Origin of the sequence: Paraburkholderia sp. SUR17, from assembly GCF_029536165.1 — a bacterium.
Classification (GTDB): domain Bacteria; phylum Pseudomonadota; class Gammaproteobacteria; order Burkholderiales; family Burkholderiaceae; genus Paraburkholderia; species Paraburkholderia kururiensis.
In genome coordinates this window covers 3,106,197-3,120,022 of sequence record NZ_CP120508.1, presented here as the reverse complement: position 1 = coordinate 3,120,022, position 13,826 = coordinate 3,106,197, and the positions used below count along the sequence as shown (strand labels likewise).

At 64.9% G+C, this 13,826-nt stretch carries 13 protein-coding genes; 8 read left to right on the top strand and 5 right to left on the bottom strand.

Annotated elements, in window-relative coordinates:
- Positions 1-108: 108 nt before the first annotated feature.
- Positions 109-1,104, bottom strand: a complete 996-nt coding sequence (locus tag P2869_RS13835) for a bifunctional riboflavin kinase/FAD synthetase (protein ID WP_017776801.1) — start codon at positions 1,102-1,104, stop codon at positions 109-111.
- A 150-nt stretch (positions 1,105-1,254) separates the two neighbouring features.
- Here P2869_RS13835 and purN point away from each other — a divergent pair, with 150 nt between their 5' ends.
- The 6 genes from purN (at position 1,255) to nadC (ending at position 8,348) form a co-directional block, all read left to right on the top strand.
- Positions 1,255-1,938, top strand: coding sequence for a phosphoribosylglycinamide formyltransferase (purN, locus tag P2869_RS13830; protein ID WP_277596777.1), 684 nt, complete (start codon positions 1,255-1,257; stop codon positions 1,936-1,938).
- Complete coding sequence (locus P2869_RS13825; RefSeq protein WP_277596776.1) at positions 1,935-3,248, top strand: RsmB/NOP family class I SAM-dependent RNA methyltransferase; 1,314 nt, start codon at positions 1,935-1,937, stop codon at positions 3,246-3,248. The genes purN and P2869_RS13825 overlap by 4 nt, the downstream gene beginning before the upstream one ends.
- 54 nt (positions 3,249-3,302) lie before the next feature.
- The gene (locus P2869_RS13820; protein ID WP_277596775.1) at positions 3,303-4,667 is read left to right on the top strand and encodes a mechanosensitive ion channel domain-containing protein; all 1,365 of its coding nucleotides are present in this window, start codon (positions 3,303-3,305) and stop codon (positions 4,665-4,667) included.
- 313 nt (positions 4,668-4,980) lie between these two features.
- A complete protein-coding gene (locus P2869_RS13815) occupies positions 4,981-6,177 on the top strand; it encodes an acyl-CoA desaturase (RefSeq protein WP_026121848.1) in 1,197 nt (398 codons plus the stop codon).
- 141 nt (positions 6,178-6,318) lie between these two features.
- On the top strand, positions 6,319-7,449 hold the full coding sequence (gene nadA / locus P2869_RS13810) for a quinolinate synthase NadA (protein WP_277596774.1): 1,131 nt from the start codon (positions 6,319-6,321) through the stop codon (positions 7,447-7,449).
- A complete protein-coding gene (gene nadC, locus P2869_RS13805) occupies positions 7,449-8,348 on the top strand; it encodes a carboxylating nicotinate-nucleotide diphosphorylase (RefSeq protein WP_017776795.1) in 900 nt (299 codons plus the stop codon). Before nadA ends, nadC begins: the two co-directional genes overlap by 1 nt.
- A 71-nt stretch (positions 8,349-8,419) precedes the next feature.
- Here the strand turns inward: nadC and nadB are convergent, their stop codons facing one another.
- The 4 genes from nadB to radC form a co-directional block, all read right to left on the bottom strand.
- Complete coding sequence (gene nadB / locus P2869_RS13800) at positions 8,420-10,018, bottom strand: L-aspartate oxidase (protein WP_017776794.1); 1,599 nt, start codon at positions 10,016-10,018, stop codon at positions 8,420-8,422.
- 240 nt (positions 10,019-10,258) lie between these two features.
- The gene (gene rpmG / locus P2869_RS13795; RefSeq protein ID WP_017776793.1) at positions 10,259-10,426 is read right to left on the bottom strand and encodes a 50S ribosomal protein L33; all 168 of its coding nucleotides are present in this window, start codon (positions 10,424-10,426) and stop codon (positions 10,259-10,261) included.
- Between the two features lie 10 nt (positions 10,427-10,436).
- Positions 10,437-10,670: a 50S ribosomal protein L28 gene (rpmB, locus tag P2869_RS13790; protein WP_026121846.1), complete on the bottom strand. Its 234-nt coding sequence runs from the start codon at positions 10,668-10,670 to the stop codon at positions 10,437-10,439.
- A 274-nt stretch (positions 10,671-10,944) separates the two neighbouring features.
- Complete coding sequence (gene radC / locus P2869_RS13785) at positions 10,945-11,700, bottom strand: DNA repair protein RadC (protein WP_017776791.1); 756 nt, start codon at positions 11,698-11,700, stop codon at positions 10,945-10,947.
- A gap of 201 nt (positions 11,701-11,901) precedes the next feature.
- Between radC and P2869_RS13780 the strand changes: the two genes are divergently transcribed.
- Both P2869_RS13780 and ispH read left to right on the top strand, forming a co-directional pair.
- On the top strand, positions 11,902-12,357 hold the full coding sequence (locus P2869_RS13780) for a peptidylprolyl isomerase (protein WP_017776790.1): 456 nt from the start codon (positions 11,902-11,904) through the stop codon (positions 12,355-12,357).
- 4 nt (positions 12,358-12,361) lie between these two features.
- Positions 12,362-13,321, top strand: a complete 960-nt coding sequence (gene ispH / locus P2869_RS13775; RefSeq protein WP_277596773.1) for a 4-hydroxy-3-methylbut-2-enyl diphosphate reductase — start codon at positions 12,362-12,364, stop codon at positions 13,319-13,321.
- Positions 13,322-13,826 lie beyond the last annotated feature (505 nt).

The window sequence follows — 13,826 nt, the reverse complement described above, 5'->3', positions numbered from 1 at the left end:
CGTCATACGCCAGCGGCTGGCTCGCTGCGAGCATGGGGCCCAACGCGGTGGGCGGCACAGGTCGGCGTGAGCCGGGTTACGTGTGCGAGCCCGGCGTAGGCGCCGCAATCATCTAATTCGGTCGGTAGCCGACGTGGCGAAGCCGGTGGCGCGGCTACCGGGGGCGTCGGCGCCCGCCGCGGCGAACCATTCGCGCGCATGGACGACGTCGCGCGCAATGGCTGCGGTCAGCGTTTCGAGGTCGACGTACTTTTCCTCGTCTCGCAGCTTCTTCAGGAATTCGACGCGCACGAGCTTGCCATACGCGTCGCCATGCCAGTCGAGCAGATGCACTTCGAGCAGCACGCGCCCCGAGTCGTCCACGGTGGGCCGCAGGCCGAGGCTCGCCACGCCCGGCAGCGGCTCGTCTTCGACGCCGTGCACGCGCACGACGAAGATGCCCGCCAGCGCGGGCCGCTTGTGGGCGATGGGCAGGTTCAGCGTCGGGAAGCCGAGGTCGCGCCCCAGCTTGAGGCCGTGCACCACGTGCCCGCTGATGACATACGGCCGGCCGAGCGCCGCGCGGGCCGCATCGAGGTCGCCCGCCACGAGCGCGGCGCGCACGCCGGAACTCGAAATGCGGGCACCCGACGGATCCGCGATGGTGGGCATCTGCTCCACTTCGAAGCCGTAGCGGTTACCGGCCGCCTTGAGCGACACGAAGTCGCCCGCGCGCTTTGCGCCGTAGCGGAAGTCGTCGCCGATCATCACCCAGCGCGCGTGCAGGCCGCTCACGATGATGCGTTCCACGAAGGCGTCCGGCGACTGGCTCGCGAAGGTGTGGTTGAAGTGCTCGACGACAACGCGGTCCACGCCGTTCGTGCGCAGCGCCTCCAGCTTGTCACGCAGCATGGCGATGCGCGGCGGAGCGCTGGCGGGATTGAAGAATTCGCGGGGATGCGGCTCGAAGGTCATGACGCAGACCGGCAGGCCGCGCGCGTCGGCTGCGGCGCGCGCACGCGCGAGCAGTTCCTGATGTCCGCGGTGGACACCGTCGAAATTGCCGATGGTGAGTGCGCAGGGCGCGCGGCTCTCGGCATTGGGAAGACCGCGGAAGACTCTCACGATAGCGGGCAGGCAGTTAGCGTGCGAACGGACGGGGGATGAGCACGACGGCCTCAGGGCCGCACGACGAAACAGGAGATTATAAACGCTCAGGCGCGCCCCCGCCGCCGTGGCACGGTTTTTGGCTGGCCCGGATGATAAAATCCCCGGATGAAAAATCTCGTGATCCTGATTTCAGGGCGGGGCAGCAATATGGAGGCCATCGTGCGGGCCTCCTCGCGTGAAGCGTGGCCGGCGCGTGTCGTCGCCGTGATTGCCAACCGCCCGGAGGCCGCCGGCCTCGCATTCGCGGCGGCGCACGGCATCGCCACCGCGGTGGTGGACCACCGCCAGTTCCCGGACCGCGAATCGTTCGACGCCGCGCTTGCGCGCGAAATCGACGGCTTCGCGCCCGACCTCGTCGTGCTGGCCGGCTTCATGCGCGTGCTCACGGCGGGCTTCGTCGATCGCTACGCGGGCCGCATGCTCAACGTCCATCCTTCGCTGTTGCCCAGCTTTCCGGGGCTCAAGACCCACCAGCAGGCGCTCGACGCCGGCGTGCGCGTGCACGGTGCCTCGGTGCATTTCGTCACCTCGCAACTCGATCACGGGCCGATCGTTGCCCAGGCCGTCGTGCCGGTCCGCACGGGCGACGACCCCGCCGCCCTTGCTGCACGCGTGCTTGCCGCCGAGCACGTCATTTATCCGCGCGCCGTGCGCTGGTTCGTCGAAGGGCGCCTCGCGCTCGACGGCCTGCGCGTCACCGTCACGCCGCCCGAGCCGCAATGGTTCTTTGCCGACGAAGCAGCCGCTGCTTCGGCCGATACACAATCCACCACCGGGGAGGGCACATGAGGCTCCATGGTTTCCTGATCGGACAGATCGAAACGCTGCTGGCCGAAGTGCTCAAATTCGCCGGTCCCGCCGATGCAGTCACGAGCCGTTTTTTCCGTGCGCATCCGAAGCTCGGGCATGCCGAGCGCGGCATCATCGCCGAAGCGGTGTTCGCGGTTCTGCGACGTCGCATGGAGTTCGCGAACCTGGCCGAAAGCGGCACGGGCAACCCGGCGCGGCGGCTCGCGCTGCTGGGCCTGATGCAGACCGTGGGGCGTTCGGCGGTGCGCCCGTTCGTCTCGGACGACGAGGCGCAATGGCTCGAACGTGTGGCGAAGGTCGATCCGGCCAGCTTGCCGCTGCGTGTGCAGATGAACCTGCCCGACTGGATCGTGAAGTCGCTGGAAAGCCGCTTCGATGCCGCCGAACTCGGTCAGCTCGCCGCGGCGCTCAACTACCCGGCGCCGCTCGACCTGCGCGCCAACGTGATGAAGGCGACGCGCGACCAGGTGATCGCCGCACTTGCCTCGGCCGGCATCGAGGCCGGCGAGACGCCGTTCGCACCGTCCGGCGTGCGCGTGACCGGCAAGCCGGCGCTCACGAAACTCGACGCCTTCCAGAAGGGCTGGATCGAAGTGCAGGACGAAGGCAGCCAGCTGCTGTGCTCGCTCGTCGCGCCGCGCCGCGGCGAGATGATCGTCGACTTTTGCGCGGGCGCGGGTGGCAAGACGCTTGCGCTCGGCGCGGCGATGCGCTCCTCGGGCCGTCTTTACGCCTTCGACGTGTCGGAGCGCCGGCTCGCCAAGCTCAAGCCGCGGCTGGCGCGCAGTGGCTTGTCGAATGTGAATCCGGTGCTGATCGACAGCGAACACGACGCGAAGATCAAGCGCCTCGCGGGCAAGATCGACCGCGTGCTGGTGGACGCGCCGTGCAGCGGGCTCGGCACGCTGCGCCGCAATCCCGATCTGAAGTGGCGGCAGACGCCGGAGTCGGTGGCGGAACTCACGCCCAAGCAGGCGTCCATTCTCGCGAGCGCCGCGCGGCTCGTGAAGAAGGGCGGCCGGCTCGTCTACGCAACGTGCAGCCTGCTCGAAGCGGAGAACGAGGCCATCGTCACGCAGTTCCTCGCCGACCATCCCGACTTTGCGCTGGTGAGCGCGAAGGACGTACTGGCGGAGCAGCGCATCGATCTCGACACAGGCGACTACCTCTCGCTTTGGCCTCACCGGCACGGCACCGACGGGTTTTTCGCGGCGGTGCTGGAGCGCCGCGGGGCGGCAGCAGGGGCGGTAGCAGGCGTGGCGACAGACGCAGCGGCCGTAAAACAGTAAGCGGCGATTGCCGCTCCGCGGTAATCCCGGGGCGGCGCAGCGAGCAGACAGACCATGCAGAACCGTTTGTTTTCCCACATGCTCGGCGACGTGGTGCGCGACTACGGGCAGCCGGTCATCCTTTGGCAGGCCGGGCTGCTGCTCGCGGCGCTCGTCGTTGCCTGGTTCGTTGCGCGGGTAGTGCGGCACGCGCTCGACCTGCGGCGCCAGACGCGCTACGAGTCGCTGCGGTTCGGCGCCGAAAGCCTCAACCGGGCGTTCTTTCCGCTCGTGGGTGCGGCGGTGGTGTGGGTTACCTCGGCGGTCGCGAGCCAGTTCATCCATACCTCGTTGCTCGACCTCGCACTCGTGCCGCTGTTCGGCATCGGGCTCATCTACATTGCGTTCTTCGTGGCGCGGCGCGTGTTCGGTCGCGACGGCGAGACGCACGTGTGGCTCGGCATCGTCGAGAAGGTTGTGTCGCTCGTCGTGTGGGTGGGCATGGTGCTTACCGTGATCGGCGTGCAGGACGACGTGATGACGTGGATGAGCGCCGTGCGCTTTCGCGTCGGCAACGTGCACCTGACGCTGCTCTCGCTCTGCAGCGGCTTGCTGTGGGTCGCAGTGACGATGATCGTGGCCGTCTGGGCCGGCGCGGCGCTCGAAGACCGGCTGATGCGGTCCACGACGCTCGACGCGAACCTCAAGGTCGTGCTCGCGCGCGTGGGACGTGCGCTCCTCATGCTGGCGGCGGTGCTCATGAGCCTGTCGCTCGTGGGCATCGACGTCACGGTGCTGGGCGTATTCGGCGGCGCGCTCGGTGTGGGGCTCGGCTTCGGCTTGCAGAAGATCGCGAGCAACTATGTGTCGGGTTTCATCATCCTGATTGACCGGTCGTTGCGCATTGGCGACGCGATCACGGTGGGCGGCTTGCAGGGGCGTGTCACGCAGATCCGCACGCGCTACACCGTTGTGCTCGGCCTCGACGGCACCGAAACGCTCGTGCCGAACGAAAAGCTGATTACCGACGTCGTGCAGAACCAGTCGTCGTTCCTCACGCGCGGCCGGGCCGCGCTGCCCGTGCAGGTCGCGTACACGGCGAACATCGAGCTGGCGATGGCGCTGCTTGTGGAGGCGACGCGCGACGTGCCGCGCGTGCTCGACGATCCGGCGCCCGCCGCCTATCTCGTGGGCTTCGGCGCGGACGGCATCAACCTGGAAGTGGGTTTCTGGATCGACAATGCCGCCGACGGCACGGCTGCCGTGCGCTCTGCCGTGAACCTCAACATCTGGCGGCTCTTCGAGCAGAACGGCATTTCGATCCCCTACGCGCAGCGCGAGGTGCGCATCGTCGGCAGCGGGGGCAGCGACATAGTGTCGCAAGTCGCGGCCGTTACGGACCGTACGGTCGTCGATAGGTCCGCTGCTGCGGCACCCTGAACGCGCCCGCTGGCGAGTCGGCTCGGTGCGGCACGGGCTTTGCAACCGCTTTGCAGCCGCGTACTCGCGTCCAGCTCGCGAGGAGAGTGGCGCTGACGGCGAAGAAGGCGATGCAGTGGCGTCGCAGCTTGTGTTCTGTCCCCGTAGTAAGGTTGCTGGCGTTGTCTGCGTACAAAAAAACCTCCTTTGTTACAAACACTTGGAGCGCTTCGAGTAGAATGCGGCTACCCGGTTGATGCTTTCACTTCCTTGACAGCTGCGCTGTCTCCGGCCGGGCCGTTTCCTCCGTTTTCCGTTTCACAGGTAGAGTGCCTTGTTGAATTCCTTGCTCGATTTTCTGGCCCACGGACTGCTGCGCTTTTCGTGGTGGCAAATCCTGCTTTTCACGCTCGCGGTGACGCACGTCACGATCGTCGGCGTGACGGTTTACCTCCATCGCTGCCAGGCGCATCGCGCGCTCGATCTGCATCCCGCCGCAGCGCATTTCTTTCGCCTCTGGTTGTGGATGACCACGGGCATGCTCACTGGCCAATGGGCGGCGATCCATCGCAAGCACCATGCAAAGTGCGAAACCGAAGAAGACCCGCATAGCCCGCAGACGCGCGGCATCTGGAAGGTGCTGCTCGAAGGCGCCGAACTCTATCGCGCCGAGGCGAAGAACGAAGAGACGATGCGCCGCTTCAGCCATGGCACGCCGAACGATTGGATCGAGCGCAACGTGTACACGCGCTACCCGATTCTCGGCGTGAGCCTGATGATGGTGATCGACGTCGCGCTCTTCGGTGTAGTCGGACTCAGCGTGTGGGCCGTGCAGATGGTGTGGATCCCCTTCTGGGCAGCCGGCGTCGTCAACGGGCTCGCGCACTTCTGGGGCTACCGCAACTTCAATTCGGCGGACGCGAGCACCAACATCTTTCCGCTTGGCATCCTCATCGGCGGCGAAGAACTGCACAACAACCACCACACGTTCGCGACTTCCGCGAAGCTGTCGAGCAAGTGGTTCGAGTTCGATATCGGCTGGATGTATATCCGGCTGATGTCGGCCGTCGGTCTCGCGAAGGTCAAGAAGGTGGCGCCTACACCGCGTCTCGCGAAGGGCAAGATGGTGCTCGACCAGGACACGCTGCAGGCCGTGCTTTCCAACCGGTACGAAGTGATGGCGCGCTACGCGAAGACCGTCAAGCGTGCGTATCGCCAGGAACTCGCGCACCTCAAGGAAATGGGGGCGCGCGAGAAGTATCAGCTCATGCGCAGTGCACGCAAATGGTTCCACAAGGACGAAGCGGGTCTTGACGAGCCGCAGCGCCGCCAGTTGCCGCAGATCTTCGCGAACAGCCAGAAGCTGCGCACGTTCATCGAACTGCGCAACGAACTGGCGGCGATCTGGGAACGGTCCAACGCGTCGCGCGAACAACTGCTTGCGCAGCTCCAGGACTGGTGCCACCGCGCCGAGCAAAGCGGCATCAAGGCGCTGCAGGAGTTTGCGATGCGCCTGCGCCGGTACGCCTGAGCAGAAAATCCAAAATCCATTAAAATTTGAAGACGTCACAAAACCCCGCGTTGGCGGGGTTTTGCTTTTTGGGCTGCCGGCCTCATATGGTTTTTTGTAAAGCCTGACAGGGCAGGCGGCATCGGCAGGGCAGAGGAGATCATGAGTCAGCCAATCAGGAGCGTCGAGTACGACCGCCCGCAGGGCGCGGTGTGCAGCGTCGGGCAAGCCTGGGCGAGGGTGCCGGACGCGCCGTCGGCCGCGGAAAAGTCCGAACTGAAGGCTCGCATCCGCACGCTGCTCGCGCGGGAAAAAGCGGTGCTCGTCGCGCACTACTACGTGGACGCGGAGCTGCAGGAGCTTGCCGACGAGACTGGCGGTTGTGTGGCGGATTCGCTCGAGATGGCGCGCTTCGGGCGCGATCACGACGCCGATACGCTCGTTGTGGCAGGTGTGCGATTCATGGGCGAAACGGCGAAGATTCTGAGCCCGGGCAAACGCGTGCTGATGCCTGATCTCGATGCGACGTGTTCGCTCGATCTCGGTTGTCCGGTGGACGAATTTTCGGCGTTTTGCGACGCGCACCCGGACCGCACCGTGGTCGTGTACGCAAACACGAGCGCTGCCGTGAAGGCGCGGGCCGACTGGATGGTGACGTCGTCGATCGGGCTGGAGATCGTTGCGGACCTGCACGCACGCGGCGAAAAGCTGATCTGGGCGCCGGACCGCCATCTGGGCAGCTACATTCAGAAGAAGACGGGTGCCGACATGCTGCTGTGGCAGGGCTCGTGCCTCGTTCACGACGAATTCAAGGGGATCGAACTCGATCTGCTGCGCGAGCAATACCCGGACGCGAAGGTGCTCGTGCATCCCGAGTCGCCGGCAAGCGTCGTCGCGCTGGCCGACGTGGTGGGTTCGACCACGCAACTGATCGACGCGGCGCGCAAGCTCGACGCGACGCACTTCATCGTGGCGACGGACCTCGGCATCCTGCACAAGATGCGTCTTGCTGCGCCGGGCAAGACATTCATCGAGGCGCCCACGGCCGGCAATAGCGCCACCTGCAAGAGCTGCGCGCACTGCCCCTGGATGGCGATGAATGGCCTTGCGAATCTGGCCGATGTGCTGGAGCGCGGCCACAACGAGATTTTCGTGGACCCGTCCATCGCCGTGCGGGCGAAGTTGCCGATCGACCGCATGCTGGATTTCGCCGCACGTCACAAGACGCGCGTGCAGGCGAGCGGCGACCTCGCGCGCGACGCATCGCTCTTCTCCAACGTGGGAGCGGCTTGATGGGTGCGCTCGAATTGATTGGCGTGGACGCTGTTTCGCCGCTCTATCCGGCCGTTCGCGCGCAATACGGCGACGCCTTCGACGCCGCGCTGACGCGCAATGTGGCGGATGCGCTGGCGGAAGACGTCGGCACGGGCGACGTGACGGGGCGCCTCGTACCCGCAGACGGCATGCGCGACGCGCGCATCATCGTGCGCGAAGAGGCTGTCCTGTGTGGCGTGCTGTGGTTCGACAAGGTAATGGCGAGCGTCGATGCCCGCATCGAAGTGCGCTGGCACTACCGTGAAGGCGACCGGATGGCGGCGGATTCGGTGGTGTGCACGATGCGCGGTCCGGCGCGTGGACTACTCACGGCCGAGCGCAACGCGCTCAATTTTCTGCAGTTGCTCTCGGGTGTGGCGACCGCAACACGTCGCTACGTCGATGCGATCGCTCACACGCGCACCAGCATTCTCGACACGCGCAAGACGTTGCCCGGTTTGCGGCTCGCACAAAAATACGCGGTGCGGGTGGGCGGCGGCGCGAACCAGCGGCTCGCGCTCTACGACGGCATTCTGATCAAGGAAAACCACATCGCAGCGGCGGGCGGTGTGGGCGCGGCCATGGACGCCGCTCTTGCGTTGCAGTCCGGCGTGTCGATCCAGATCGAGGTGGAAACGCTGGAGCAGCTGGAAATGGCGCTCGCGCACGGTGCTACGTCGATTCTGCTGGACAACTTTTCGTTCGAAGCGATGCGCGAAGCGGTGCGCATCACGGCCGGACGGGCGGTGCTCGAGGTTTCGGGCGGGGTCAATTTCGACACGGTCCGCACGATTGCCGAAACGGGTGTGGACCGCGTGTCCATCGGCGCGCTCACGAAAGACGTGCGCGCGACCGACTACTCCATGCGTATCGTCTGAGCCGACATGGCGCGGCCGAAGTGTGCCGCGCCGTCTCTCGTTGACTAGCAGGAACGCCCGAAGGCTGGAGGCTAGGCAGTGCGATTGCGCACGCGCTCCGGCGACAGCACTGTCGGAAGCGCTTTCGGCAACGCGGCGGGCCAGTCGCGGCTGTAGTGCAAGCCCCGGCTTTCGCGGCGCGAGCGAGCGCTGTCGACGATCAGCGACGCCACGTCTACCAGATTGCGTAGTTCCAGCAGATCGCGGCTCACCTTGAAGTTCGCGTAGTACTCGTGAATCTCGTCGCGCAGCAGTTCGATGCGGTGCTTCGCGCGCGTGAGGCGCTTGTCCGTGCGCACGATGCCGACGTAGTTCCACATCAACCGGCGCAGTTCGTCCCAATTGTGGGCGACCACGACTTCCTCGTCCGGGTCCGATACGCGGCTCTCGTCCCAGTCGGGCAGCGGCGCGTGCGCCATGGCACCGAAGCCTTCTTCGCAGATTGCGGCAGCGGCGGCGCGGCCGATCACGAGACACTCCAGCAGTGAATTGCTAGCCAGCCGGTTTGCGCCGTGCAGCCCCGTGCACGAGGTTTCGCCTACCGCGTAGAGCCCCGCCAGATCGGTGCGTCCCGCGAGGTCGGTCACGACGCCGCCGCACGTGTAGTGGGCCGCCGGCACGACCGGAATGGGTTGTTTCGTGATGTCGATGCCGAATTCGAGGCAGCGCGCGAGGATGGTGGGAAAGTGCTCGCGCAGGAACTCGGCGGGCTGATGGCTGATGTCGAGATAAACGCAGTCGATGCCGCGCTTCTTGATCTCGAAGTCGATGGCGCGGGCCACGATGTCGCGCGGCGCCAGTTCGGCCCGCTCGTCGTGTGCCGGCATGAAGCGTGTGCCGTCCGGCAACTTCAGCAATCCGCCTTCGCCGCGCACCGCTTCGGAGATCAGGAACGACTTCGCGTAGGGATGGAACAGGCACGTGGGATGGAACTGGATGAATTCCATGTTGGCCACGCGGCACCCGGCGCGCCACGCCATGGCAATGCCGTCGCCCGTCGCGGTATCGGGATTCGTGGTGTACAGATAGACCTTGCCGGCGCCGCCGGTCGCGAGCACCGTGTGCGGCGCTTCGATGGTGACGGTGCGGCCCGTGTTCACATCCAGCGCGTACAGCCCGTGGCACCGCCGGCCAGGCAGGCCGAGGCGGTCGGACGTGATGACGTCGATCGCATGGTGATCTTCCAGCAAGGTGATGTTGGGGTGCCGCCGCACGAGTTCGCTGAGGGTGGCGACGACCGCGTGGCCGGTGGCATCCGCAGCGTGAATGATGCGCCGGTGGCTGTGGCCGCCTTCACGCGTGAGGTGGAAGCCCAGCTCGGCGGCGTCGTCCCTCGTGAAAGGCACGCCTTGCGCGATCAGCCATTCGATCGCCGAGCGGCCATGTTCGACGATGTAGCGCGTTGCAGCTTCGTCGCACAGCCCGGCGCCGGCCACCAGCGTGTCATCTACGTGGTTCTCGACGCTGTCCGCCGAATCCAGCACCGCGGCGATGCCGCCTTGTGCCCAGTCGCTCGCGCCTTCGGTCATCGAGCGCTTCGCGATGACCGCGACACGCCGCGTGTCGGCAAGATTGAGCGCGACGGTCAGGCCGGCGAGGCCGCTGCCGACAATCGCCACATCGAAGTTCATACCCGCTTCTCCATCTGTTGTGCTGTTGCCGCGGCGCACGGGCCGCTTGCGCGCCGTCATCATGCACCGGTAAGTCAGCAAGCATACCCTGTTGACGGAAAGTGGGAAAACTTGCCGGCTGGCCAGGGTGCAGCGTGTCGGGAAACGTTGCGCAAATCGGGATGTCGAGACGGCGCCCATAAAGAAAAAGCCCCGCAGGGTAGCGGGGCTTTTTCTCGTCTTCAGGCTCGAAACCAGACCTTACTTGATCTTGGTTTCCTTGTACGTCACGTGCTTGCGGACGACGGGATCGAACTTCTTGATCTCCATCTTTTCCGGCATGTTTCGCTTGTTCTTCGTGGTCGTGTAGAAGTGACCGGTGCCAGCCGTGGACTCCAGCTTGATCTTGTCGCGCGCGCCCTTTGCCATGATTTACTCCTTAGACTTCGCCACGTGCGCGCAGGTCAGCGAGCACGGAGTCGATGCCGTTCTTGTCGATCAGGCGCAGGCCGGCGTTCGAAACGCGCAGGCGCACCCAACGGTTTTCGCTTTCAACCCAGAAACGGCGGCTTTGCAGGTTCGGGAGGAAGCGACGCTTCGTCTTGTTGTTTGCGTGGGAAACGTTGTTGCCGCTCATCGGCGCTTTCCCAGTTACTTGGCATACGCGTGCCATGAGAGCACTCCTAATACGCTTAAATTCTGAGTTCGAACGCCGCTGAAGTTTCCCGGAGCAGCGATACCGGTTTTCGCGTATGGAGCGAAAGAGGCCGCTTGCTTTCCTGGAAACCCGTTGACGGGCTTCGGAACAGGGTTGGAATGAGGCAAACCGCGATTCTAGCAGAAAAAACTGCGGAAAATCAAATGCGATTTACAGCTCGCCAGATGAGGCCGCGAAAAGCCGCCGGTCCGCCTCCTACGCCCGTTTGCCGCCTGCCTCACGTTGGCGTTCAGTCCCAGCCGGCACGCGCAAATGAGAACGTTTCGCTGCGGCCGATCACGAGATGGTCGATCAGTTGCACATCGATCAGCGTAAGCGTGTCGCGCAGCACGCGCGTGAGCCGCCGGTCGCTGGCACTCGGGTGGACCGCTCCGGATGGGTGATTATGCGCCACGATGAGGTTCGCGGCATTGAGGACCAGCGCGCGCCGCGCAATTTCGCGGGGATAAACGGCCATGCGCGTAAGCGTGCCGCGCGTGCATTCCTCGAAGCGGATCAGGCGGTGCCGCACGTCGAGGAAGAGACACACGAACATCTCGAACGGCCGCGCACCGATCATGAGGCGCAGGTAGTCTTCGACGGCGCCGGGCGAATCGATCAGCGGACGTTCCTGCAGTTTTTCGGCGAGCGCCCGGCGCGCCAGTTCGGTGATTGCCTGCAACTGCGACGCCTTGGCCGGGCCGATGCCGCGCAGGCCGAGAAATTCTTCCGGCTGTGCGTCGAGCATGGCGCGCAGCGAACCGAAGCGGCTCAGCAGCGACTCCGCGACGACAAATACGTTGTGGCCCGGCAGTCCGGTGCCAAGTACGAGAGCGACGAGCTCAACGTCGGACAATGCGGCCGGTCCCGCTTCGCGCAGGCGCTCCCGCGGCATGTCGCGCGAGCGGCCGCGTGGGGCGGGAGGTGCCGCTCGCGGGCCCTGCGTCGGTTCGTCGCGCACCGCGAGGGGACTGGATTCCGGCAACCAGCAGACGGCTTCTTGCATACCTCGACTCCCTGTTTAGACAAAGGCGGCCGGCGCCTGCGACACGTTGCGGGCGACCGATGCCGGGCGCCCGGCCGCGCACGACTCGGGCCGGATATGTGGCTTACAATGGAACTTTTGCAGGCGGCGCGGCACGCGCTTTCCCCTCCCGCGCACGCACGCCCTGGGCGCGCGCTGCGCGCTCAGACCGAACGAGACAGCATGAGCATCATCGACATTTCCGAAGTGAAACCCGGTTCCCATGTCACGCTCCACTACCGGCTTTCGCTTGCCGATGGCGCTGACATCGTCAATACATTTGTGGACCGTCCCGCCACGCTGCTCATCGGTGCCGGACAAATTGCGCCGCCGCTGGAAGAAATTTTGCTGGGACTGAAGGTAGGCCACCACTCGACCTTTCAGCTGCCAGCCGGCGAGGCGTTCGGCCAGCGCAATCCCGAGCTGGTGCAGCGCGTGTCGCTTGCCACGCTGCGCGAAAACGGCATGATCGGCGAGGATTTTTCTCCCGGCGATCTCGTCGAATTCAACGCGCCCGACGGCGGGCGCTACGCGGGCGTGCTGAAGGAGATTGGCGAAACCTCCGCGCTGTTCGACTTCAATCACCCGCTCGCCGGTGCGGCGGTGGCGTTTGAAGTCAAAATCATCGGAATCCTGTAAATACATGAGCACCACGGACACGACCCTGACCGACGCCGAAATCTTGCTGGCCCAGCCAAGAGGGTTCTGCGCGGGCGTCGATCGCGCGATCGAGATTGTCGAGCGTGCAATCCAGATCCACGGCGCGCCGATCTATGTGCGCCACGAGATCGTTCATAACGCCTACGTCGTCGAAGATCTGCGCAAGAAGGGCGCGATCTTCGTTGAGCAGCTCGACGAGGTGCCGCCCGGCAACACGGTGATCTTCAGTGCCCACGGTGTGTCGAAGGCCGTGCGTGCCGAAGCCGAAGCGCGCGGCTTGCGCGTCTACGACGCCACGTGTCCGCTCGTGACGAAGGTGCACATCGAAGTGGCGAAGATGCGCCAGGAAGGCCTCGACGTGGTGATGATCGGCCACAAGGGGCACCCTGAGGTCGAAGGCACGATGGGGCAGGTGGGCGAAGGCATGTATCTGGTGGAGGACATCGAGGACGTCAAGGCACTTCCGTTGTCCGACGCCAGCCGGATCGCGTTTGTGACGCAAACCACGCTTTCCGTGGACGACGCTGCCGAGATCATCTCGGCGCTCAAGGCGAAGTACCCCGGCATTCGCGAGCCGAAAAAGCAGGACATCTGCTATGCCACGCAGAATCGCCAGGACGCGGTGAAGTTTATGGCGCCCCAGTGCGACGTCGTGATCGTGGTGGGCAGTCCCAACAGCTCGAACTCGAACCGCCTGCGCGAGGTGGCTGAAAAGCGCGGCGTGCCGGCGTACATGGTGGATTCGCCGGATCAGATCGATCCGGCCTGGCTTGCCGGCAAGCGTCGCATTGGCCTCACGGCCGGAGCGTCAGCGCCCGAGGCGTTGGCCCAGGCGGTGATCCGGCGTCTGAACCAGCTGGGCGTGCATAACGTTCGCGCGCTCGACGGGATCGAGGAAAGCATTGCGTTTCCCTTGCCGCGAGGGCTCGGTCAGCCGGCCTGAGGCGAAGTTTCTCCTGCCTATATAAGGGCGGTCCGCTATGGATTGCTCCCAAACAAAAAAGCGCGCCTCTTCGGCGCGCTTTTTTGTTTGCGGTGCCGAGCGACGCGGCAGGCATTTAATAGGTGACAGATCACCTGGAAAAGCGAGTGCGCCGGGTGTCACCAAGCCTTGCTTCTGACTCTGCCGCGCACGGGTCGCGTGCCCATAATATGATGCGTCCCTTATAAATCACCGACATTCCACATGTCTCAAGCCGCTCGCCTCATGACGGTGCACATGCGGCGATGTGGCTCCCAAATGCTCCTCTTTCGGGCAGACGCCCGTTGCGCAAGGCTGTACGGCCGTCGCCCTGCAACGATTGATGTCAAAAGTCGGCAAATTCGGCGCAACTGGTGCGTAAAGAGACGTTGCAACCAGGTTGCGACGACCGAGCGGTATAAGTCTCAAAAAGCGGTTGCAATGCAGGAAAACCCTGCGGGATCAGAATATTGCCCACCGCATAATT

What these genes read in the sequence shown, in the direction of transcription:
- nadC (WP_017776795.1), top strand. Translation starts at nt 7,449, where the DNA reads ATGGGTGCGCTCGAATTGATTGGCGTGGACGCTGTTTCGCCGCTCTAT.
- P2869_RS13820 (WP_277596775.1), top strand. Translation starts at nt 3,303, where the DNA reads ATGCAGAACCGTTTGTTTTCCCACATGCTCGGCGACGTGGTGCGCGAC.
- nadB (WP_017776794.1), bottom strand. Translation starts at nt 10,018, where the DNA reads ATGAACTTCGATGTGGCGATTGTCGGCAGCGGCCTCGCCGGCCTGACC.
- rpmB (WP_026121846.1), bottom strand. Translation starts at nt 10,670, where the DNA reads ATGGCACGCGTATGCCAAGTAACTGGGAAAGCGCCGATGAGCGGCAAC.
- P2869_RS13825 (WP_277596776.1), top strand. Translation starts at nt 1,935, where the DNA reads ATGAGGCTCCATGGTTTCCTGATCGGACAGATCGAAACGCTGCTGGCC.
- radC (WP_017776791.1), bottom strand. Translation starts at nt 11,700, where the DNA reads ATGCAAGAAGCCGTCTGCTGGTTGCCGGAATCCAGTCCCCTCGCGGTG.
- P2869_RS13780 (WP_017776790.1), top strand. Translation starts at nt 11,902, where the DNA reads ATGAGCATCATCGACATTTCCGAAGTGAAACCCGGTTCCCATGTCACG.
- nadA (WP_277596774.1), top strand. Translation starts at nt 6,319, where the DNA reads ATGAGTCAGCCAATCAGGAGCGTCGAGTACGACCGCCCGCAGGGCGCG.
- purN (WP_277596777.1), top strand. Translation starts at nt 1,255, where the DNA reads ATGAAAAATCTCGTGATCCTGATTTCAGGGCGGGGCAGCAATATGGAG.
- rpmG (WP_017776793.1), bottom strand. Translation starts at nt 10,426, where the DNA reads ATGGCAAAGGGCGCGCGCGACAAGATCAAGCTGGAGTCCACGGCTGGC.
- ispH (WP_277596773.1), top strand. Translation starts at nt 12,362, where the DNA reads ATGAGCACCACGGACACGACCCTGACCGACGCCGAAATCTTGCTGGCC.